General features: G+C 49.6%; 14 protein-coding genes and 6 pseudogenes. 13 read left to right on the top strand and 7 right to left on the bottom strand.

The features are described from left to right. The first annotated feature begins 57 nt into the window (after window positions 1-57). Window positions 58-1092: a PD-(D/E)XK nuclease family protein gene (locus HMPREF9081_RS08550; RefSeq protein WP_006306773.1), complete on the top strand. Its 1035-nt coding sequence runs from the start codon at window positions 58-60 to the stop codon at window positions 1090-1092. Window positions 1093-1305: 213 nt separating this feature from the next. Further along, window positions 1306-1748 (top strand): annotated as a pseudogene (locus tag HMPREF9081_RS08545) (magnesium chelatase domain-containing protein); the annotation flags it as partial. Between the two features lie 121 nt (window positions 1749-1869). On the opposite strand, the gene HMPREF9081_RS08540 reads toward HMPREF9081_RS08545, so the two are convergent. Then, window positions 1870-2151 carry a type II toxin-antitoxin system YafQ family toxin gene (locus HMPREF9081_RS08540; protein ID WP_006306771.1) on the bottom strand — a complete coding sequence of 94 codons (282 nt, stop codon included), beginning with the start codon at window positions 2149-2151 and terminating at the stop codon, window positions 1870-1872. Beyond that, complete coding sequence (locus HMPREF9081_RS08535) at window positions 2148-2420, bottom strand: type II toxin-antitoxin system RelB/DinJ family antitoxin (protein WP_040395565.1); 273 nt, start codon at window positions 2418-2420, stop codon at window positions 2148-2150. Before HMPREF9081_RS08535 ends, HMPREF9081_RS08540 begins: the two co-directional genes overlap by 4 nt. Window positions 2421-2568: 148 nt before the next feature. On the opposite strand from HMPREF9081_RS08535, the pseudogene HMPREF9081_RS08530 reads away from it, so the two are divergent. The 3 genes and pseudogenes from HMPREF9081_RS08530 to HMPREF9081_RS08520 form a co-directional block, all read left to right on the top strand. Further along, window positions 2569-3000, top strand: a pseudogene (locus tag HMPREF9081_RS08530) (LLC1 domain-containing protein); the annotation flags it as partial. A 2-nt stretch (window positions 3001-3002) separates the two neighbouring features. Beyond that, window positions 3003-3611: pseudogene (locus HMPREF9081_RS08525) on the top strand (recombinase zinc ribbon domain-containing protein); the annotation flags it as partial. After that, on the top strand, window positions 3596-5167 hold the full coding sequence (locus tag HMPREF9081_RS08520; RefSeq protein WP_006306767.1) for a recombinase family protein: 1572 nt from the start codon (window positions 3596-3598) through the stop codon (window positions 5165-5167). The pseudogene HMPREF9081_RS08525 and the gene HMPREF9081_RS08520, both read left to right, overlap by 16 nt. Window positions 5168-5246: 79 nt before the next feature. Here the strand turns inward: HMPREF9081_RS08520 and HMPREF9081_RS14845 are convergent. Next, window positions 5247-6284, bottom strand: a pseudogene (locus HMPREF9081_RS14845) (IS30 family transposase). A gap of 105 nt (window positions 6285-6389) precedes the next feature. Between HMPREF9081_RS14845 and HMPREF9081_RS14555 the strand changes: the two are divergent. Both HMPREF9081_RS14555 and HMPREF9081_RS13920 read left to right on the top strand, forming a co-directional pair. Beyond that, window positions 6390-6797, top strand: a pseudogene (locus HMPREF9081_RS14555) (helix-turn-helix domain-containing protein); the annotation flags it as partial. Further along, a complete protein-coding gene (locus tag HMPREF9081_RS13920) occupies window positions 6680-7792 on the top strand; it encodes an IS3 family transposase (RefSeq protein WP_245529871.1) in 1113 nt (370 codons plus the stop codon). The pseudogene HMPREF9081_RS14555 and the gene HMPREF9081_RS13920, both read left to right, overlap by 118 nt. Before the next feature lie 130 nt (window positions 7793-7922). Here the strand turns inward: HMPREF9081_RS13920 and HMPREF9081_RS08500 are convergent, their stop codons facing one another. Then, the gene (locus HMPREF9081_RS08500) at window positions 7923-8378 is read right to left on the bottom strand and encodes a MarR family winged helix-turn-helix transcriptional regulator (RefSeq protein ID WP_006306761.1); all 456 of its coding nucleotides are present in this window, start codon (window positions 8376-8378) and stop codon (window positions 7923-7925) included. A 116-nt stretch (window positions 8379-8494) separates the two neighbouring features. Here HMPREF9081_RS08500 and HMPREF9081_RS08495 point away from each other — a divergent pair, with 116 nt between their 5' ends. The 3 genes from HMPREF9081_RS08495 to HMPREF9081_RS08485 are packed head-to-tail and all read left to right on the top strand — an operon-like array spanning window position 8495 to window position 12039. Further along, a complete protein-coding gene (locus HMPREF9081_RS08495; protein ID WP_040394906.1) occupies window positions 8495-9496 on the top strand; it encodes an SAM-dependent methyltransferase in 1002 nt (333 codons plus the stop codon). Window positions 9497-9526: 30 nt separating this feature from the next. Then, on the top strand, window positions 9527-11527 hold the full coding sequence (locus HMPREF9081_RS08490) for a TonB-dependent receptor plug domain-containing protein (protein ID WP_006306759.1): 2001 nt from the start codon (window positions 9527-9529) through the stop codon (window positions 11525-11527). Continuing rightward, window positions 11524-12039, top strand: coding sequence for a hypothetical protein (locus tag HMPREF9081_RS08485; RefSeq protein WP_006306758.1), 516 nt, complete (start codon window positions 11524-11526; stop codon window positions 12037-12039). Before HMPREF9081_RS08490 ends, HMPREF9081_RS08485 begins: the two co-directional genes overlap by 4 nt. A gap of 68 nt (window positions 12040-12107) precedes the next feature. Here the strand turns inward: HMPREF9081_RS08485 and HMPREF9081_RS08480 are convergent, their stop codons facing one another. Then, window positions 12108-12506: a hypothetical protein gene (locus tag HMPREF9081_RS08480; RefSeq protein WP_006306757.1), complete on the bottom strand. Its 399-nt coding sequence runs from the start codon at window positions 12504-12506 to the stop codon at window positions 12108-12110. 218 nt (window positions 12507-12724) lie between these two features. On the opposite strand from HMPREF9081_RS08480, the pseudogene HMPREF9081_RS08475 reads away from it, so the two are divergent. From HMPREF9081_RS08475 to HMPREF9081_RS08465, 3 genes and pseudogenes are all read left to right on the top strand, one after another. After that, window positions 12725-13758, top strand: a pseudogene (locus HMPREF9081_RS08475) (IS30 family transposase). 212 nt (window positions 13759-13970) lie between these two features. Then, on the top strand, window positions 13971-15068 hold the full coding sequence (locus HMPREF9081_RS08470) for a YifB family Mg chelatase-like AAA ATPase (RefSeq protein ID WP_006306750.1): 1098 nt from the start codon (window positions 13971-13973) through the stop codon (window positions 15066-15068). A 38-nt stretch (window positions 15069-15106) separates the two neighbouring features. Next, window positions 15107-16330, top strand: a complete 1224-nt coding sequence (locus HMPREF9081_RS08465; RefSeq protein WP_006306748.1) for a PDDEXK nuclease domain-containing protein — start codon at window positions 15107-15109, stop codon at window positions 16328-16330. A gap of 170 nt (window positions 16331-16500) precedes the next feature. Here the strand turns inward: HMPREF9081_RS08465 and HMPREF9081_RS08460 are convergent, their stop codons facing one another. Both HMPREF9081_RS08460 and HMPREF9081_RS12795 read right to left on the bottom strand, forming a co-directional pair. Continuing rightward, complete coding sequence (locus HMPREF9081_RS08460; RefSeq protein ID WP_006306746.1) at window positions 16501-19101, bottom strand: DEAD/DEAH box helicase family protein; 2601 nt, start codon at window positions 19099-19101, stop codon at window positions 16501-16503. A gap of 3 nt (window positions 19102-19104) precedes the next feature. Beyond that, window positions 19105-19801, bottom strand: a 697-nt coding sequence (locus HMPREF9081_RS12795) for a DNA methyltransferase (protein ID WP_167535615.1), incomplete at its 5' end; no start/stop codon positions are given.

Raw genomic sequence — 19801 nt, 5'->3', positions numbered from 1 at the left:
TATATTAACCTAGAATTACGATATTGATATGTTATTCTACGATACAGAAAGTGCATTATGGAAAAGGTAAATCTGTTTCAGTACGCTACGAGTGAGTTGTCACAGGATGCATTCATTTGTTGGCTGCTTGCTCATGGAAAAAAGAAGCATCAGAAAGAAGATTCTCTTCTCTGTGCGTGTGCATTGGACTTTATTCACCAATTACCAGGACTTAGACACGCAACACAAATTGATGAGATCAAGAGACAATATCTTAAGATTGATGTACTTGTCATCGTGGATGGCATCCACATCATCATTGAGGATAAGACCTATACGAACGTTCACGGCGATCAGATCGCCGTCTATAAGGATAAACTGGTCAAAGAAGGTATACCAGCGGATCGGATTCGGACGGTATATTATAAGATTGTAGAGCAGCCATATACAGAGCAGGTTGACTACACGTTCAGCCGCACAGAGATTCTCAAACTTCTACGAAAATACAAGAGCTGTACCAATGATATCTTCCAGGATTATCTTCTCCATTTAGAAGAACTCGAAAGTCGCAGCAATATATTCAACACAGCGCCAATCACTGAATGGGGATTTGATGGCACACGCGGTTTCTTTGCAAATCTGCAAAAGACACGAGCGGACTATTGTATCGAATCATGGGGCTATGTCTCCAATCCCTCCGGCGGATTCATGGGTATGTGGTTTCATGTCCTTGATGACAGAAATGATGAACATGCACTCCGTAAAATGGGAATCTATGAGTATATCGAGTCCATCTATCTGCAGTTTGAAAATGATACTGCATTTTCTGGGGATGAGAGAGGTGCAGAGCAGTCATCTCCGTACATTTTGGCGGTAAAGGTACGTGCAAATTGTGACTACAAAAACACACGGTATCGGGAGGCCTCTAAAATCCGCCGTGCGCTATATGAGGAGTTCAAAAAATGTGTTCCATCCTTCCAAAAGAAGTATTTCCACCCTGGACAATATATGACGGTTGGCTATGTTCCGTACAATGAAAAAAACTATGATGATCAGGTATCTATGGTTAAAAGAGCGCTGGATTCCTTTGTGAAGGAGTGGAGTTATAAGTAAATATAGAAAGATAAAGCACGCGAAGTCGGTCAAGATGTTCGTGTGAAAGACCTATCAGATTCAATCTTCGCTAAAGCAATACCTAACACAACAGAGATTCCATTCGTCTCATCTAGCGTTTGGAATCTCTTTTCTTTTGCAAAGAATCATTAGCCATCTTCCCCTATCCTGTGTTATGATTCTCTTATATTTGAGACGTAGGATGGAAGGCCGTTGTTTGCAAAGACTTATGGTGCGTGCCCCTCGGGATTGACGGACGGATTATCGACGTTGAGGTGGATGTGTCGCCGGGGTTGCCGGGGTTTGAACTGGTAGGGCTTCCCGATACGTCGGTGAAGGAATCGAAGGAGCGGGTACGCACTGCAATTCGGAACACCGGCATTCAGTTGCGGCAGGAGCGGGTGACGGTGAATCTTGCGCCCGCCGATGTGCGAAAGGACAGTTCGGGGCTTGATCTGCCGATTGCCGTCGGTCTCCTTGCATCCTACGGCATGGTTCCGGAGACGGCGGTGCAGAGTGCACTTTTCTCAGCGGAGCTTTCTCTTGACGGGAACTGTCGTCCGATCAGCGGGATTCTCCTGATGGCGATTACGGCGCGGGAGCATGGTTTGACGGAATTCTACGTTGCGCCGTCCAATGCGGTGGAGAATCTCATCTGACAACATTTCTATTTTTGTATACTTCCCTAGACATGACGAATCCCTCCTGTTGTAATTTTTATTTTACAACAGGAGGGATCTTTTTACTGTCCGTTCTCTAGGGAGCAGACCAAACAACTTATTCATCGAATATGTCTGCATGGGTTCCAGTTTCGACCAGAGTCAAGGTTAGGATGTCGTTTTCAACGAGGTATACCAACAACCAATCCGATTGAATATGGCACTCGCGAAATCCAGACCAATTCCCATGGAGTTCGTAGTCACGGTATTTGGCATCCAACTTGTGTCCTTGTCTCAATTCCTCGACAACATCATCCAGAAGATTGAGGTTCAAGCCGCGTTTTTTGGCACGCTTGTAGCTCTTCTTATAAGCAGTGGTGAATTTGATGCGATAGGTCATTCTTCCAATGCCTTCTTTAAATCATCCATGTTATCATAGCCAGGGACATTCGGGTCGCGGGAGATCCTTCTTGCTTCTTCCATTGCCATCAAGGTGGTTTGCTTATAACGGGGGATTTCGATAGAAAACGGAATACCTCCACGAAGAACACACTGATGCAGAAACATATTAACAGCACCGGACATATCTAGACCTAGCTCGGAAAACAAAACGCCAACCTGTTCTTTTATGTTTCGCTCAATTCTTATTTGTGTTGGGACAGTTGACATGATGACCATACTCCTTCCTTTTAGAACCAGTATAGCTTGTTTGGTTTACGATGTAAAGCAAAACGTTTGAGTATAACTAGGGAGAGGCGATCAAAGGTTTTATTTTTACAAAAGTAGAGAGCTGTGTGGGGGGGAAGCAATAATCTCCAAGCCGTGCACCACACGGCATCTGACGGAGGACGAGATCAAACAGATTTTCGTCAAAGCACTGAACTCCTTGGTGGAAGTCAAAGAGAACGTGATTGCGGAACTATGATCTTTGATTGACAGTGTTTGCCAAACGGGGAAGTTGATGGAGGAACACGATAGAGTAGAGCAGGAACTCGGCGTTTTGGCAGAACGGCTTGAAATGCTGATTCGCGAGAATGCACGGGTGGCACAGGATCAGACGGCATATCTAAAACAGGAAAATGAGATTCGTGCACGTTATCTGGAAAAGCAGGGGTATTTGGAGACGTTGGACGAGCAAATTGCCGAGAGGGAGAGTAAGAGAAAGACCTTGGAGGGCATGATTCAAGTGGTATGTGGTATCAACGGGGAACAGGTTAAGTTTGACGAGGAGCTATGGGGCGGACTGCTGTGAATCGGAATCCTGTTCTTCTTCCATTTTCCGGAATGGTGAAATGCGGATGTTGCGGAGGCGGCTTCAGCAGAAGAACTGCAGGGAAGTACAGACGATGGGGCTGCAACACAAGAGAGCGGAAAGGTAGGGAATCCTGTGACAGTCGTCCGATCAAGGAAGAGGAGCTTGTGGCTGCGGTCAGAGCCGTCATGGAGAAGAACAATTTCGATGCCACAGAACTCAGACGCAAAGTCTCAAAAATTGTGATTCACGCTGATTGCGTAGAGTTTCACCTAACAAATGGCCGCATAAAAAAGACTGCCCGCATCTATAACGGGCAGCGTGGCAGCAATCCCTTCACCAACAAAGTGTACTGCGCTTCCTGCGGCAGCAAGTGTGAGCGTGACACTTGGACGAAGGGAACTAAGGTGTGGGCTTGCAGTCAGCCGCGCACGAAATGCCAACTGAGGAGATTGCCAGAATCCAAACTAAAGGAAGCGGCAGAATCCTTGTTCGGTGACTGCTACGAGGGCAAGATCGTACAGAATGTCGAGCGGATCACCATATCCGATGATGAGGTCATATTTCAACTCAAAGAAGGAGGCGCGTACCGATGGCAAAGACAGTAAGAGTCGTCCCAGCAAGCCCTAAAATCTTTCGGTCTGAGGTTACGGCAGAACCAAGGCGGCGCAGGACGGCAGGGTATGCCAGAGTTTCGACCGATTATGAAGAACAGGCTTCCAGTTATGAAATGCAGATGGCGCATTACAAGAACTACATCGAGAGCCGTGCAGACTGGGATTTCGTCGGCATGTATTCGGACGAAGGGATAAGCGGCACGAACACTAAGAAACGCGATGGCTTCAACCAGATGATTGAGGATGCCCTTGCCGGCAAGATCGACCTCATCATCACCAAGTCCGTCAGCCGATTTGCAAGAAACACCGTAGATTCACTCCAAAACGTCCGTAAACTCAAGGAACATGGCGTAGAGATCTATTTTGAAAAAGAGAACATATGGACATTTGATTCGCGCGGAGAACTCCTTATCACGATTATGTCCAGCCTGGCTCAGGAGGAAAGTCGCAGCATCTCGGAGAACACCACATGGGGCAAGCGCAAGCAGTTCGCCGAGGGCAAGACCAGTGTGGGCTACAGTGCATTCCTCGGCTATGACAAGGATTTCAAAATCAACGAGGAACAGGCGAAAGTGGTGAAGCTCATCTACAAGCTCTTCCTTGGCGGGCGATCCTTCTATACCATCACCAAGGAGTTAGAGAAGCGGGGAATCAAATCCCCGTCGGGAAAGGATAAGTGGTACATCTCCACAGTGCGCTCCATCCTTACAAATGAGAAGTACCGTGGCGATGCACTGATCCAGAAGGAGTATACGGCAGACTTCCTCGATAAGACGCGACGGAAGAACACAGGCGAGATTCCGCAGTATTATGTGGAGGAGCATCACGAGGCGATTATTTCGCCGGACTTATTTGACTTTGTGCAATCGGAGATAAAACGCAGAGAGCAGAACGGCAAGCACAGCGGCGTGAGTATCTTCGCGAACAAAATCAAATGTGGCTGCTGCGGCGGTTGGTACGGTGCGAAGGTGTGGCACTCCACGGATAAGTACCGCAGAGTCATCTATCGCTGCAACAAGAAATATGCCCACAAGGGAAAGCCGTGCGGCACGAGGCATCTGATGGAGGATGAGATCAAACAGATTTTCGTTAAAGCACTGAATTCCTTGGTGGAAGTCAAAGAGAACGTGATTGAGGAACTTCGGTCACTGATTGAAGGTGTTTCCCGGACAGGGGAGTTGACTGAGGAACACGATAGAACAGAGCAGGAACTCAGTGTTTTGGCAGAACGCCTTGAAACACTGATTCGCAAGAATGCACGGGTGGCACAGGATCAGACGCCGTATCTGAAACAGGAAAATGAGATTCGTAGACTCTATGTGGAAAAGCAGGGGTATTTGGAAAAGCTGGACGAGCAAATTGCCGAGAGGGAGAGCAAGAGAAAGACCTTGGATGGGATGATACACACGCTCTGTGGTATCAACGGGGAGCAAGTTGAGTTCGACGAGGAGTTATGGGGCGGGCTGCTCGATTACATCGTGGTCAAGAAGGACGGCGCGGTAGTTGTTGTTTTCAAGGGCGAGATTGAGATTGGTGTTGAGGGGTGAGAATATAGGAGAGCTTCCATTCGTCATATTGTATGTTTTCCTAAATTGCAATATCAAGTGGGACAGGCAGAGAAAAAAGTTACGAGACAGCTAACTGGGCAAGATATTTATCGAAGCGTTCTTTTGGCGTATCGTATCCGAGGATTTTTCGCGGCAAGTTATTCATCCAATCCTCCACTCGTTGAATCGTCCCCGGGCTGAGTGAAGCAATATCCGTTCCCTTTGGGATAAAACGCCGCACCATACCGTTTTGGCGTTCATTGGTTCCGCGTTCACTTGGCGCATAAGGATGCGCATAGAATACGGGAATATCACCAAAGACCTCGTGGAGTTTACTGAACTCGCTTCCATTATCCGAAGTAACGCTCTTAAAGATAAGCGAGAACCGCCCTCCCAGACGATTCTTGAGATGCCGTATCGCCTCGTTTACACAGGCGGAGGTCTTTTCTGCCAGAGGGAGAAGAAAGCGTTTTCTTGAGGAACGTTCATCAAGCGCAAGTAGGGCGGAATCGGTTCCTTGCTTTCCAAGGATAGAGTCTATCTCAAAGTGTCCGAATTCTTCGCGGGCGTCTACGTGATCCGGACGCAGCTCTATACTTTACCCAAAGCGAGGCTTCCCGGTCTTTGCTTGCTTAGGTGTATTCTTGCGGCGGACACGTTGGGGCAGATCAATGTTCTTAATAGGGAGCATGCCTTTGGCAATGTAGTTGTAGACGGTCTTTGTGCAAAGTAGGGGATCGAATAATCGGTCTCTTGCGGTTCGAGAACAGATCGCATCAATGGACATGTGTTGCTGAAAGAATTGTTCTTGTAGATAGTGCAGAAAGGCGTGTGCTTTTTGTAGTTTACAATGCTTTCTAGAGGCACGCCGATTTTCCTCATAGTTCTTTTGTGTCGTATCCGGGAAGTAAGATAGGTACGTTGTAAGGTCTGAGCGCATTTGTATTACAGAGCCGCGCGTAAGTTCCCGATACAAGGTGGAGCGGGATATCTTGACATGCTTTGCGATGTCGGTCTTTGACATACCGGTGGATAGGAGGGCAGAAATTTGTCCGCGCCGATACGGGTCTAGGTGTTTATATGAGCGTGTCGTTGTGGTAAAATGGGTATGGGACATGGCAGCACCTTCTGTTCTGTTTTTGTGGTGAAAACATTGTAACACATAGAGTGACCTGACCCCCAAAAGTTAGACTTGAAGAATCTGACTTTTGGGGGTATTGTAATGGCAAAATACAGTATGGCATTTAAACTGAAGATTGTAAGAGAATATCTTGCAGGAAAAGGAGGCTATCGGACATTATCCAAGTGCTGGCAGGTTCCTTCCATACGGCTGCAGGAGTGGGTAAAATCTTATCAGACATTTGGAGAAGCTGGTCTGAAGCGCTCCCGTGTACAGCAAACATACTCTTTCGAGTTTAAGCGTTCTGCGGTAGAATGTTATCTGTCAACAGAGGCATCCTATCAGGAGGCAGCTCTCTCCCTCGGTCTGAACAATCCGTCCCTGCTTGTGCGTTGGACCAAGGATTATCGCAGGGGCGGTGTGGATGCCCTTCGTCCCAAACCGAAAGGAAGAACACCCACTATGCCAAAACAACACAAAGAAAGCATCCAAGACACGCCGCAAGACGAGACCACACAGCAGCTGCGTACACTTCAAGAAGAGAATCTGAGGCTGCGCATCGAGAACGCCTATTTAAAAGAATTGAGGAGGCTGCGCCTGCAGGAAGAGATGCAGAGCAAAAGGCAAGGATCGTCCGCAGCCTCCGAGGAGAATTTCAGCTGAAAGACATCCTTGCGGTTCTTGGTTTTCCCCAAGCGACCTATATGTACTGGCAGAAGAAATTTGCCCGGCCTGAAGTGCCGGATGAGCGGGAGCGGATTATCCTTGCCATCCGCAAAGAACACAAAGATTACGGGTATCGGCGTCTTTGGGCGCACATGCGAAATCTCGGGCATACAATCAACCATAAGGCGGTGCAGCGGATTGTGCAGAAACTGCAGATTCAAGTGCGTTCCTTTACGCGTAAGAGCCGTAAGTACAGTTCCTACAGGGGAACGGTCGGCAATATTGCCGACAATCTCCTGAACCGCAGGTTCAATACCTTCATCCCGCATCAGAAGATCACGACGGATACGAGTGAGTTCAAATACTGGATGCAGGACAGCAATAGAAAGACAGTCGTACATAAGCTGTATTTCAACCCGTATATGGATCTGTTTAACGGCGAGATCATTAGCTTCCATATCGGACAGACACCGTCGGCAGCAGGGATTCAAACAGCACTTGAGGAGGCAATTCGCATCACGGCGGACTGTCCCTACCGCCGCACTTTTCATTCCAATCAGGGGTGGGCGTATCAGATGAAGGCCTACACGAATCGCCTGAAGGAGGAGAGAATCTTTCAGAGTATGTCGCGTAAGGGGAACTGCCTGGATAACAGTGTGATGGAGAACTTCTTTGGTCTGTTGAAGCAAGAGATTTACTATGGGCGTGTTTACCACAGCTACGAGGAACTCAAAATAGCTATTGAGGAATATATCGTCTACTACAACGAGCGTCGCATCAAGAAGTCTCTTGGCTGGATGAGTCCCGCACAGTATCGTCTCAAACACGCTTCTGCATAACAAAAGCGCAGGAAATCTCTTTCCTACGCTTTCATGTCTAACTTTTCGGGGTCACTACAGAGCGCTGCCTGTCTCTTTTTACTGTCCCACTTCATTTTACAATGAACCGTCTTTTTTGTTGTCAGCTTTTCTAAAAATGATTCGTCACCATTTTTTGTGCCTGCTTCAAAAATTCTGTGATACAGTCCAGCTCGTTCGGCGACAACGTGTTCAGATAGCGATGCATCGACGAATCGTTTTTCTCATGGAAAAGACGATGCCGGAGAAATGCCATTCTTCCTTTCTCGGATAAAAAGAGCCGGATTTTTTTCTTGTTGTCCGCATCGGCTTCTTTTTTGATAAATCCTCGTTCTTCCAAGCGGACCGCACTCTTGGAGATCATGGCCCGTGACACGCCAAAATAGTCGGCCAGCTCAGACATATACATGCCCGGATGCTCGCCCAACGCCTGGAGCAGATGAATCTCTCCGCGATACAAAACGATGCCGCCGCCAAAGTCGAGCTGTTTCATTCTCCTGTGCGCAATCGATTCGATCAGGCGCGCCAGCTGCCGTAATATCTCGTTGTTCCTGTCATTCGTACCCATATGATTATTTTATTATCGGTTTTCCGGAAATGCAAGAAAATATATTGTTAACTTGGTTGACAATATATACTCAGATGATTAAAATGAGTATAGTATTTCTCAAAAAAGGAGGGGCTATGAAGTTTCTGGAAAATAGTCCGGCAGCATTTTTTCGGCTGCTGGAACAGCAAAAGGAGACGCAGCTTTTACTCGCAGGCATCCGGTTGGACGTATTCTCCCTGCTGGACGAACCTCAAACCGCGTCGGCAGCCGCCGCGCTGCTGCATACCGATGCCCGCAATACGGAATATTTCCTCAAGGCGCTCACGGCGATCGGGGTGATCACGCTCTCGGCGGGATATTTTTCGAATACAACAGAGACACGGCTCTATCTGTCGAGGAACAGTCGGCTCTACTTGGGAGAATATTTTTTACTGTGGGAGGAAAAGACGCGTTTAGCGTGCGCAGAAGATCTCGTGCGTCATGGCAGCGGCGGCCATGCGGCGCCGCACACATTTTTTGATTTTCACCGATTGGCAGAGTTGTCTGCGGTGGAGATCGGTACAGGCCGTCTGCAGTCGTTCCTGGATGCGTGCGCATCTGTCCTGCAGCCCGATGCGCGTGTTCATCTGCTGGATCTGGGCGGCGGCTCGGGGCGCATGGCGATCGAGTTCTGCCGCCGGTATCCGAATGCGGACGGCGCTGTGTATGAGCATCCGCAGGTGGCGGATGTGCCGCGCGGGCAGATATTGTCGGCAGGTATGGCTGATCGTATAGAGGTTTTGTCCGGCGATTTTATGCGGGAGGATTTCGGTACGGGATATGATCTGATCATTGCGTCCGGCATTCTCGACTTTGCGGGGGACGAGCTGGAGCAGCTTACGCAGCGCGTCGCCGCGGCGACGCATCCAGGCGGATATTTATATGTCGTCGGTCATCATATCAACGACGAGGAGACCGCGCCGAAGACCTCCATTCTAAACTGGCTCTCTGCACGGCTACACGGGATGTCCGCGCTCATCCCCAGGAGCCGTATATGCTGCGCGCTGGCTGATGCCGGCTTCGACCCGCAGGGGGAGGCGCGGCAAGAGGGCGCGATTGCGCACCTGCAGGGCACATGGTACCGGAGGCGCGCCTAGGTATTCTGCATCCATCAGAGGAGGTATTCTATGCATCACGCGAAGGAGTCCATTCTGTTTTTTGTCGCTGCATTTCTGCCTTTGTCCGCCGCTCATGGTGTGCAGGCGGCAGCGTCCGAGCCGTCTGCATCAGCGGATACGCCGGCAGACCCGTCGGCGAAGAACACCTTCATCGTTCTGCCGGACATTGTCGTGACGGCGACGAAGACACCGAATCCGACCGCCGATGTTCCGGCCGATGTATCGATCATCACCGAGGAGGATATCAGGGCGCGGCACGCACAGTATCTGCGCGACGTCATCGATATGCTGCCGGGCGTTTCCATCAATCGCGGCGGCGGTCAGCGCGCGGTCAATATCCGCGGGTTCGACGCGAGATATTCGATGATTCTCATCAACGGCCGTCGCCTGCCGAGCGAGCCAAACGCGCCGTATGAACTCGACCGCATTTCACTCTCCGATGTCAAGCGGATCGAGGTGATCCGCGGCAGTGCCAGCGCGCTGTACGGCTCGGATGCGCTCGGCGGGGTCATCAATATCATTACGAAGCCGCCCGAACGACCGGCATGCACGCTGCAGGCAGACCAATCGCTCTGGCCTGCCGGCGGATCAACGAGCGGCCGCTATACGATTCACTACGATACGGGCAGCAAAGGCAATACGGGTGTCTCCCTGACCGCGGCGCACGCACGCGAAGGGATCCGGCAAAAAGGAGACGGCACGACATATTTGCCGTTTGGCACGCGCGACGATTTCTCGGCACATGTGCGTCACCGCGACGCACACGAAGGCGTTTGGACGTTCGACGCCTCGTATTATGCGGAAAAGCTCACGGAATACGGCACCTTCATCGGGATGCACGGCATCAGGCTGCCGGTTTCCTATCTCGCCGACAACCGACGGCAGCAATATGCGCTGGGCTATCGCCGATACGCCGGCAAGGCGGAGTTTGATGCAAGCCTCCATCATGCCGTTTGGGAGAAACGCGCGGACACGAAGAACCGAAACACGAATCTATACGCCAACAATGCATTCGGCGAAATCAAAACAACGACATTCGAGGCCCGTATGACCTACGATCCGGACATGCGGCACCGCCTGACCTTCGGCGGTGAGTATCGCCCGGAGCTGTTCCGCGGCACTGGCATATCCAGCGGACAAGGGGAATTTACAATGACACTGCACGGCCGCGCTTACCGCGGCTCGGAGGTAAAAACCAACTACTATGCCGCGTATATCCAGGACGAATGGGATATCTCCCCGGCATGGCTGCTGATCTCCTCGCTGCGCTATGACGGCAGCGACCGGTTCTCCGGCCGCGTGAGTCCAAAGATCGGCGCGACGTATAAAGCCGCCCCCGATACGCGGCTGAAGTTCAATCTCGGGACAGGCTTCCGCGTGCCCTATCCGAATCAGCTCTACTTGAACCTCAATCTGATCCGCGGCGGCGCTCTGGTGCATCTGTCGGGAAATCCGGCGCTGCGGCCGGAAACGTCATGGTTTTACGATATCTCCTTGGAGCGGGATTTTGGCGGGGGCACCGCCAAGCTGACCTATTTCCAAAGTACGATCCGCGATATGATCGATGAGACTTGGACGAGTCCGAGCACGCTCCAGTACCGGAATATCGGCCGTGCGGCGCTGCGCGGCATCGAAGCAGATTTTACCCGGCCGCTGCACGGCAAATTCTCGTGGAATCTGAACTATACCTATCTGAATGCGGTCAATACAGAGACGCACGCGCGGCTTTTTGACCGGGCGCGCCATAAAATATCTGCAGCTGTCTCGTACCGTCCGTCGGACCGGTGGGCGATATCTCTATGGAGCGATGCCTATCTCGGCTATGTGCATCAGCCGCGCGCGAATGAGATGCGCAGCTGCAGCTATATGCTGTGGAACATCAGCGCGCAGTGCGGCATCTCCGAACGGGAGCATCTGTCATTAACGGCAGAAAATCTATTCAATCGCCGCGATGCGTATTTATCGATCCCCGGGACGATCCTGCGCCTGGGATATGAGCTGCGCCTATGACCGGCAGATTTTCCTCCTCATGGATCGCAAAAATGGGGATGCTGACGGCCGCGGTCATCGTCGTTCAGTTCGTCGGCTTCGCGCTCCCTCTGCCGCTGCCGGCGGCGATGTTTCTCGTCGGCACGGCGTTCAGTGTACTGCTCCTGTGCGCCATAGATACGGTCAGTTTCGCAGGGGCGCTGCTGCTGGTGATTTTGATGCCGATCACGGCGCTCCTGCACCAGGCGATGACGCATCCGATTTTGCTGCTGCCCGCCATGACGGCCAATCTGGTCTATGTGCTCGCATATACCGTGCTCAAGAGACGCCCCCTATGGATGACTGCCGTTCTCGTTCCGGCGGCACGCGTGACGGGCGCCTATGCGGGCAGCACGCTGCTGCTTCGGCTATTCGATTTCGATGAACAGATTTTTGCCGGCCTGCGCTCCGCTTACGTATTGATCCAATTCTTCACCGGTGCCGTCGGCGTATGCATCTGGTACGATATTCGCCGCAGACTGCCGACCGGTTGAGCTGCGTGCAATTCACCCGCACAAAAAGACCTCCCTTCCATCCGTGGAATGAGAGGTCTTTTGTGTCGTTACACCGCCCTATTGAGCAGTGCGGCCACGCCTCGCGCGCCCTGTGCGGCGCGCGAGGCGAGCAGCGGGGCGCGCCCGAAGGAGGTATCCGGGCGCGGTAGGCCCGCGATGCTGCGCATGAGCCGGCGCTCTGCCACGGCGTTCGCGCCGCGCATGTGGGTCTCTGAGATGAGCCGGCTGCCGCGGTAGACCTGCACGAGGACGGAGCCGTCCGCGAGGAGACGCATGAAGACGGCGTCCCCCTCCGCGGGGATATCGTCACGATCGTCCGCGGTCTTTTTGCGCAGGTCTTCCAAGATGTCCTCGAACGCGTCGGAGGCCTCCTTCTGCGCCGTGCGCTGCACCGGTCTCACTGCCGTCACGGCACGGCCGGCATCAATCTTCTCAACTGCCGTCATGGTCTCCTCCTTTCGCGGATGCGGTAAAGCCTGTACTTCTTATGAATAGTATCGCGGGTAAATGTTAAGGCTTACTTGGAGTTAAATTATTATACTATTTATAATTTAAATGGGTTCGTTGTAAAATGAAGTTGAAGAGCTAAACAAAAACAAAATCCATACTGACGTCCCGTGCTATAATGGTTCTGCTACAAAACATCAGCAAAGGAGCAATCACTATGGATTACCCCCATTCTACCACAACGGAGGCCATTCGTAAATCGGGAAAGCACCTTACCCTTGATGAAAGAGGGCAAATACAGGCACTTCACCGTGAGGGATTCTCGCTTCGCGCCATAGCCGCACGGATTGGATGCTCGCATACAACGATCCACTATGAGATTACACGTGGGACGCCTGAACGCCGATCTGCTCGCGGGCGGTCTCCGCAATATACGGCAAAACGAGGGCAGCAGGCTTACCTCGCGCATAGAAAGAACTCCAAACGACCATACAAGGTTGACGGCGAGGTCTGTGCTCCATTCCTGCGTTGGATGACCGAAAGAATCCGTAAGAACAAGTGGTCGATCGACATGTGCGTCGGGGATGCTAGGGCGAACAAACGGTTCGACGAGGATGGTATCCCATGCACCAAGACGCTTTACAATATGCTGTGGGCGGGTAGGATTCCGCTGACGCTGTTCGATGTCCCGCAAGCGCTCGGACGAAAGTGCAAGCGCAAGCGAAACTGCAAGAACAAGCGCCTGAAAGGGCGTAGCATAGAGGAGCGTCCTGCCCTTGTGGACGAAGGCACGGAAATCGGACACTGGGAAGCCGACACCGTTGTCGGATCGCGAAAAGGGCGTGGCGCAGCCGTATTTACCGCTGTGGAAAAGGTGACGCACGACTACATCGCAATCCGCATCTCGGGTCGCACGTGCGCCGGCATTGAAGAAGCCATCGCCCATTTGAAATCGGAATATGGAGAGGACCGTTTCAGCCAAGTGTTCAAGACGATTACCGTTGACAACGGGACAGAGTTCGAGACGTTCACGCAGCTTGAGAGCCTCGGCACGAAGGTGTACTTCGCCCACCCATACAGCTCATGGGAACGCCCCAAGGAACGGACATCGACGGATACCGTGACGAGGACATCCTGAACATAGCGGATGAGATAAACAGCCGCCCTCGTCGAACTCTCGGCTATCAAACACCGGCAGAACTGTTTAGCACTTTCTTGGATGAAGTATACACTATTGAAAATGTTTCTTAATTAAATCACTGTTCAACTTGCTCTTGCAATTCACGATGAAAAACAAAGTGTACCTTTTTCCGGATAGGTTTCCAAGTTCATAACACACAGCAGAGATTCCATTCGCTCAACTTAGCGCCTGGAATCTCTTTTCTTTTGCAAAGAATCATTAGGCAACCTGCCTCATTCTGTGTTATAATTTTCTTATATTTGAAACGTAGGAGGGAAGGCCGTTGTTTGCAAAGACCTATGGTGCGACGACCCTCGGGATTGATGGACGAATTATCGACGTTGAGGTGGATGTGTCACCGGGGCTGCCGAGTTTTGAACTCGTGGGACTTCCCGATACGTCGGTGAAGGAGTCTAAGGAGCGGGTACGGACGGCGATTCGCAACTCGGGCATTCAGCTGCGGCAGGAACGGGTGACGGTGAATCTTGCGCCCGCCGATGTGCGAAAGGACAGCTCCGGGCTTGATCTGCCGATCGCCGTTGGTCTGCTTGCATCCTACGGTATAGTTCCCGAGGCGGCGGTGCAGAATGCGCTCTTCTCTGCGGAGCTTTCTCTCGATGGGAACTGCCGTCCGATCAGCGGCATTCTCCCGATGGCGATTACGGCGCGGGAACACGGATTAACGGAGTTCTACGTTGCTCCCTCCAATGCAGACGAGGCACTCCTCATTGATGGACTGAAGGTCTATGCGGTCGAGAATCTGGCGCAGCTTGTGCGTCATTTGACGGGCACGGAGACGCTGACTCCTGCCACACCGAATCATATCGAATCACAAAAAGACGCTGCGTTTACCGATGACTTTGCGGATGTGCAGGGACAGTATCAGGCGAAACGTGCGCTTGAAATTGCAGCGGCGGGCGGACACAATGTCCTCATGGTCGGTGTGCCCGGTTCGGGCAAGACGATGCTGGCACGGCGGATGAGTTCGATCCTGCCGGAGCTGACGAAGGAAGAAGCCATCGAGATCACGAAGATTTACAGCATCTCGGGACTGCTCGGCAAGGATACGGGGCTTGTGACGACGCGTCCCTTCCGCAGTCCGCATCACACGTCCTCGACGGTGGCGATGATCGGCGGTGGGAGCATCCCGCGTCCGGGCGAGGTGACGCTTGCGCATCACGGCGTGCTCTTTCTCGACGAACTGCCGGAGTTCAGCAAGAAGACGCTTGAGGTGCTGCGAGAGCCGATCGAGGATCGCCAGATTACGGTATCGCGTGCGAACGCAACGCTGACCTTTCCCTCTAGTATCATTTTGGTAGCGGCAATGAACGAAGTAACGTCAATAACGATACAATGTAATGATGAACGAGAGGCGGCGTGAAAACGTTGATAATCCACGCTTTCACTGATTTCCTGTAGGTGAAGGCAGGGGAAAATATAGCATTAACTACTGAAAGGGACTTCTCTCTCAAGCCTCCGGAAGCCGATGTTTTTATGCACACTTGGGGGCATTTTATTTTTGTAGGTGTGAGCATGAGCAAAGAATTAGCGAATATGAACAGCAACGATCATTTGGTGGAGCAAATCGCTGCTCTTATTGAAAATGCCAAACAGCATGTTGTCACCGTGGTCAACTCCACAATGATCGTTACTTACTATGAAATTGGCCGCATGATCGTGGAGCATGAGCAGAAGGGTGCGTCGCGGGCGGAGTATGGAAAGAGCGTCTTAAAGGAACTCTCGAAAAATCTTACGAATCGCTTTGGCAGAGGATTCTCGGTAGATAATCTCGAGAATATGCGTCGTTTTTACATTACATATAGCAACGAGGTGATTTCCGAAACACCGTCTCGGGAATCGATCGTGCAGAAATCCGAGACAGTGTCTCGGATTTTTGAGCCACCTCCGACCAATTTGCAGACACTATCTGCGCAATTTACTTTGAGCTGGTCACACTATTTGTTTCTCATGCGCATCACAAATGACAAGGAACGCAAATTCTATGAAAATGAGGCTACAAACGAACGATGGAGTCTGCGCGAGTTGAAGCGACAGTTCAACGCTGCTCTCTATGAGCGTCTGGCACTTTCCCGTGATAAGAAAGCTATCGCCGAGATATCCAAACAGGGCATGATTGTGGAACGTCCTGAGGACATCGTGAAAGATCCATACATCTTGGAATTCTTGGGAGTTCCCGAGGATAGCCGTTATTCGGAGTCCGATTTGGAGCAGCGCATCATTGATGAATTGCAGCATTTTCTATTGGAGCTTGGCAAGGGCTATACATTCGTAGGTCGGCAGGAACGACTGACCTTTGATGAACAGCACTTCTATGTGGATCTGGTATTTTTCAATCGTCTGCTTCAATGTTTTGTCCTCATTGATCTCAAGATCGGCAGCATTACACATCAGGATCTGGGGCAAATGCAGATGTATGTGAACTACTATGATCGCAAGGTGAAACTGGCGACAGAGAATCCCACCGTTGGTATTCTGCTCTGCAAGGAGAAAAATAATGCTGTTGTGGAGATGACATTGCCGGAGGACAATACGCAAATTTTTGCCAGCAAGTATGAACTTGTCCTGCCGGACAAGGAGGCTCTTATGCAACTCTTGGAAAATAAGTTCAATGGTGAGGATTGATCGAGGCGGCAGGGGGAGACAACTTTCCAATAGAGGAGACCGATATTTTGCCTTGACCTGTTTTTGCTAAATAAATGCCATTTATATTTTTTGTTGTGTCGATAAAAAATGAGCGTCAAAACTGACGCTCATTTTTCCTTTGATCCATCCACCTCATTACCAGGAAAAGATTATGTTTCCAACAGCTGCGTAAACTCACCACCGAAGTCTGCTAATCTGTTATCCCGATTGAAGAAATGAAATCCCCATATTTTGTAGTTGTTATCATCAGCAAACATTTTCACAGGAACGGCTTCCTTGCGCAGTTGTAAGAGGAAATCTTCTTTCCATGCATCTTTTTCCAATAAATGAGTTCCCTTCGGTTCAATAAATATTTGCATCTGTTCATAGCCGTCTGTCTTATCCTTTTGTAGAAAAAGAACGTAGTCCGGCTCGAAGCGCTCCCCGTCTTTGAAAGAGTATATATGAAATTCACGCTCGTTGCGGACAAGGAAAATACGGCTGTATATCTTCTTGAGTGCATCTACATATCCGCGAAAGTATGCAACGAATGCCTTTTCCTCGGAGGTTCCAAAATTGTCGGTATAGGCGAACCAATCCTCGGCAGAGAGATCAAATTTCCATTCATCTCGCACTGAAGGATCGTTTTGTGAAACGCCAACACCTCCGTCATGGGGACTCGTGTAGTTAACCGTCTTATTTCGGAATACATGATGAATAGGTCTCGCTCTGAACTCCTTTGTTCCCATATAAGTCGTTTCAATCCTAGAAATAGAATCGACAATTTTTCCGAGTACATTGGAAACTGCAGCAAAGAGAATCTCTATTGACGGTTGATCCTCATTGCTTTGAATATCGATTCGTACACCTCCAAGGTAAGCCCTGTCTGTAATGAACTGCCTCGTAGATGTAACATTTGGGAAATATAAGCGCAACATATTGAACTTGAAAATCAGATATTTCATCAAAGCCTTGTTGACGATAGCATAATTTATCGTAGCGATTTGACCAATCGTCATATGTGCTGTTTTCAGATCTGAATGGGTATCGTGTATTCCCGGTTCCTCTGTCATCACTGTATCAGTGCCAGAGTTTCCTATGGTCGCACGGAAGCGGTATATATTATCTCGGATTGTCGGTGGGAGATCTCTTACTTCACTTCGATCTTTTACCTCTCTATCATTGAGGAAAATGAATCCGTTGGTATATATGGCATCCTTTTTGAACTCCTCTTTGAGGATATATTCACGTTGTACGACGTTATCCGGATCTAGACCGATTTCACGAAGTGCCTTGCGCAGCTCTGTAACGTAGCGATGATCATTCTGGCAGTGATAATAGAGTGTTTCGCAAACACGAAGCTCAGAGGTTATATCTTCATCATATTTTCTCTGGAACTTTGGCTGCTCATCATCCAGTTGGAATGGACAGTATCTTGATCCGCGACCAATCAGCTGTGCTTCCGCAATCGTTACAGGGGAGATCCTTTTGCTACCGGATTGCCGCGTCTCATATAGACGAACAATATCGAATAGATTTAGGACATCCCATCCCTCGTCTAATTTCTTGACCTCAAATATCGCACGGTAAGGATTATCTGCATCCTCAAGTGAGTTGAGAAGAATCTGCTTCTGTGCGACATCTTTGTCCTCATTCACAGAAACGCAGTGTTCCTCGGAGAAATCATCCCGCAGCTCGGTTGCCAGCATATCGAGAGAAATGTTGTTGTCCTTAAAATAGCCGAACGCTTTCTCTATGATTTCGTTATTTGCTGATGTAGAAAGGTTGCGTAGTCGCGCTCCTGTCAAGTGCTTTGTTGTCTCGATAAAAGCCGCCATAAAATCCTTGCTGTCGGCAATTTTTGCTGCTTTAAACAAGATGACCGGCTTGATGTTGAGACGATGATCCTGAAAGACTTTCAGTCGGTATTGACTGAGAATAAGCGCCATCAAAGCCCGATCCATCAGCGCAAGATCAGAGCGAAATGTAATGATATCCTTAGAATATCTGTCGTTGTAGAACTTCGTCAAAGCATAGTCAAAAATGATCTTATTCTCATATGCTGCACGAATCGCCTGATTTGATAGATCACATGTAGCGGTGAACTCCAATAAAATATTTTCTGTATTTCTACAGAAGATATTTTTCACGGTTTGTTCCCATGAATGATAGAGTTCATCCTCATCTGTCGTTCTATTTCTTTTCGTATCTACGTTCAGGTGATGCGCTTCATCCGAGATCAGAACCACCTTTTGCTCATCAAAGTCATCAAAAGACATCCCGTTTTCTTTTGCCATCCACATATCCGTGTGAAGTCCCTGTGTGGTGGTGAAACAGATGTTAATTGCATCCTTGTCCGTATATTGGAAGTTGTCGACTTGATGAATGCGAATGCGTTCACCGTCCAGAATAATCTCTTCTGCAAACAGGTACTTCGAAGATATCGGATTACAGAAGTTCTCTCTCGTTTTTTCTACAATTGTTGAGAGATTGACAAAGAAGAGGAAGTTGCGATACCCCTGCTGGTAGAGATACAGCATCAGTCCTGCCATGATCAGCGTCTTGCCGCTACCAGTCGCCATATGGAACAAGACCTGCGCCGGTTTTGGACATTTCGCACTCTCAAAATGCGTGATGAAGTTTTCGAATGCTTGCTTCTGGTATGGACGAAGATCGAATTTTGGGTTTAGGTTTTCTGAGATATATGGTGGTAGTGAGGGAGATCCTCCATACTCGCGTACTGCCTCTATTTTTTCATATAAAAATGCCATCAACTACACCTCTTTGTAAAAACTTCTCGTGAATGTCTTATCCTGTTCGGAAACTCCAAATTCAGCATCATCTATATCGCAGTAGTTTACATACAGTAGATTCTTGTCCAGGAGATCCATGAGGAAGCGTTTCTTGTCCTCCATGGAAAGCGCGGCATAATCAGCAGCAGCCGCATTAATATCTGCCGGATTCACTTTATAGCTGATAAAGCCGGACTTCATCAACTTGTCCCGTATCTCACATAGTGTTGCATCGTCTGTCGCTACCTCGATTTCTTCGACTATTGTCTGATTCAGCTTTGCAAGTTCGCAGTAGACGAAAGACCCGCCACCTTGCCAGCTAACAGCTTTGGAAATGCCTGTTTGATCACCAGAGATAACATTATTTAGACGGACTAGTACGTCGTTTTCACCATAATCCAATTGTTCACACCCAATATATTGAAGGCCCATTTTATGAGCAACGGCACAAGTTGTGCCAGAACCCAAATGGTAATCAAGTACTATGTCGCCCGGATCAGTAGAAATATCAAATATTTGTTTAATTAGACGCTCGGGTTTTTTCCCGTTCTTAAGCTTTACGCCTCCCTCACACGCAATTCCTGCCCATGAAATATGACTCCAGAAATCAGAAAGTAACTCTGTAACGGTCTTTTTACCATCTATTTCTTGCATTTTATTCGAATAAAATGCAAGGGTT

The sequence above is a fragment of the Centipeda periodontii DSM 2778 genome (assembly GCF_000213975.1).
Taxonomy (GTDB): Bacteria; Bacillota; Negativicutes; order Selenomonadales; family Selenomonadaceae; genus Centipeda; species Centipeda periodontii.
Note: the sequence above shows the minus strand (reverse complement) of the source record. Positions and strands in the feature narration are given on the sequence as shown.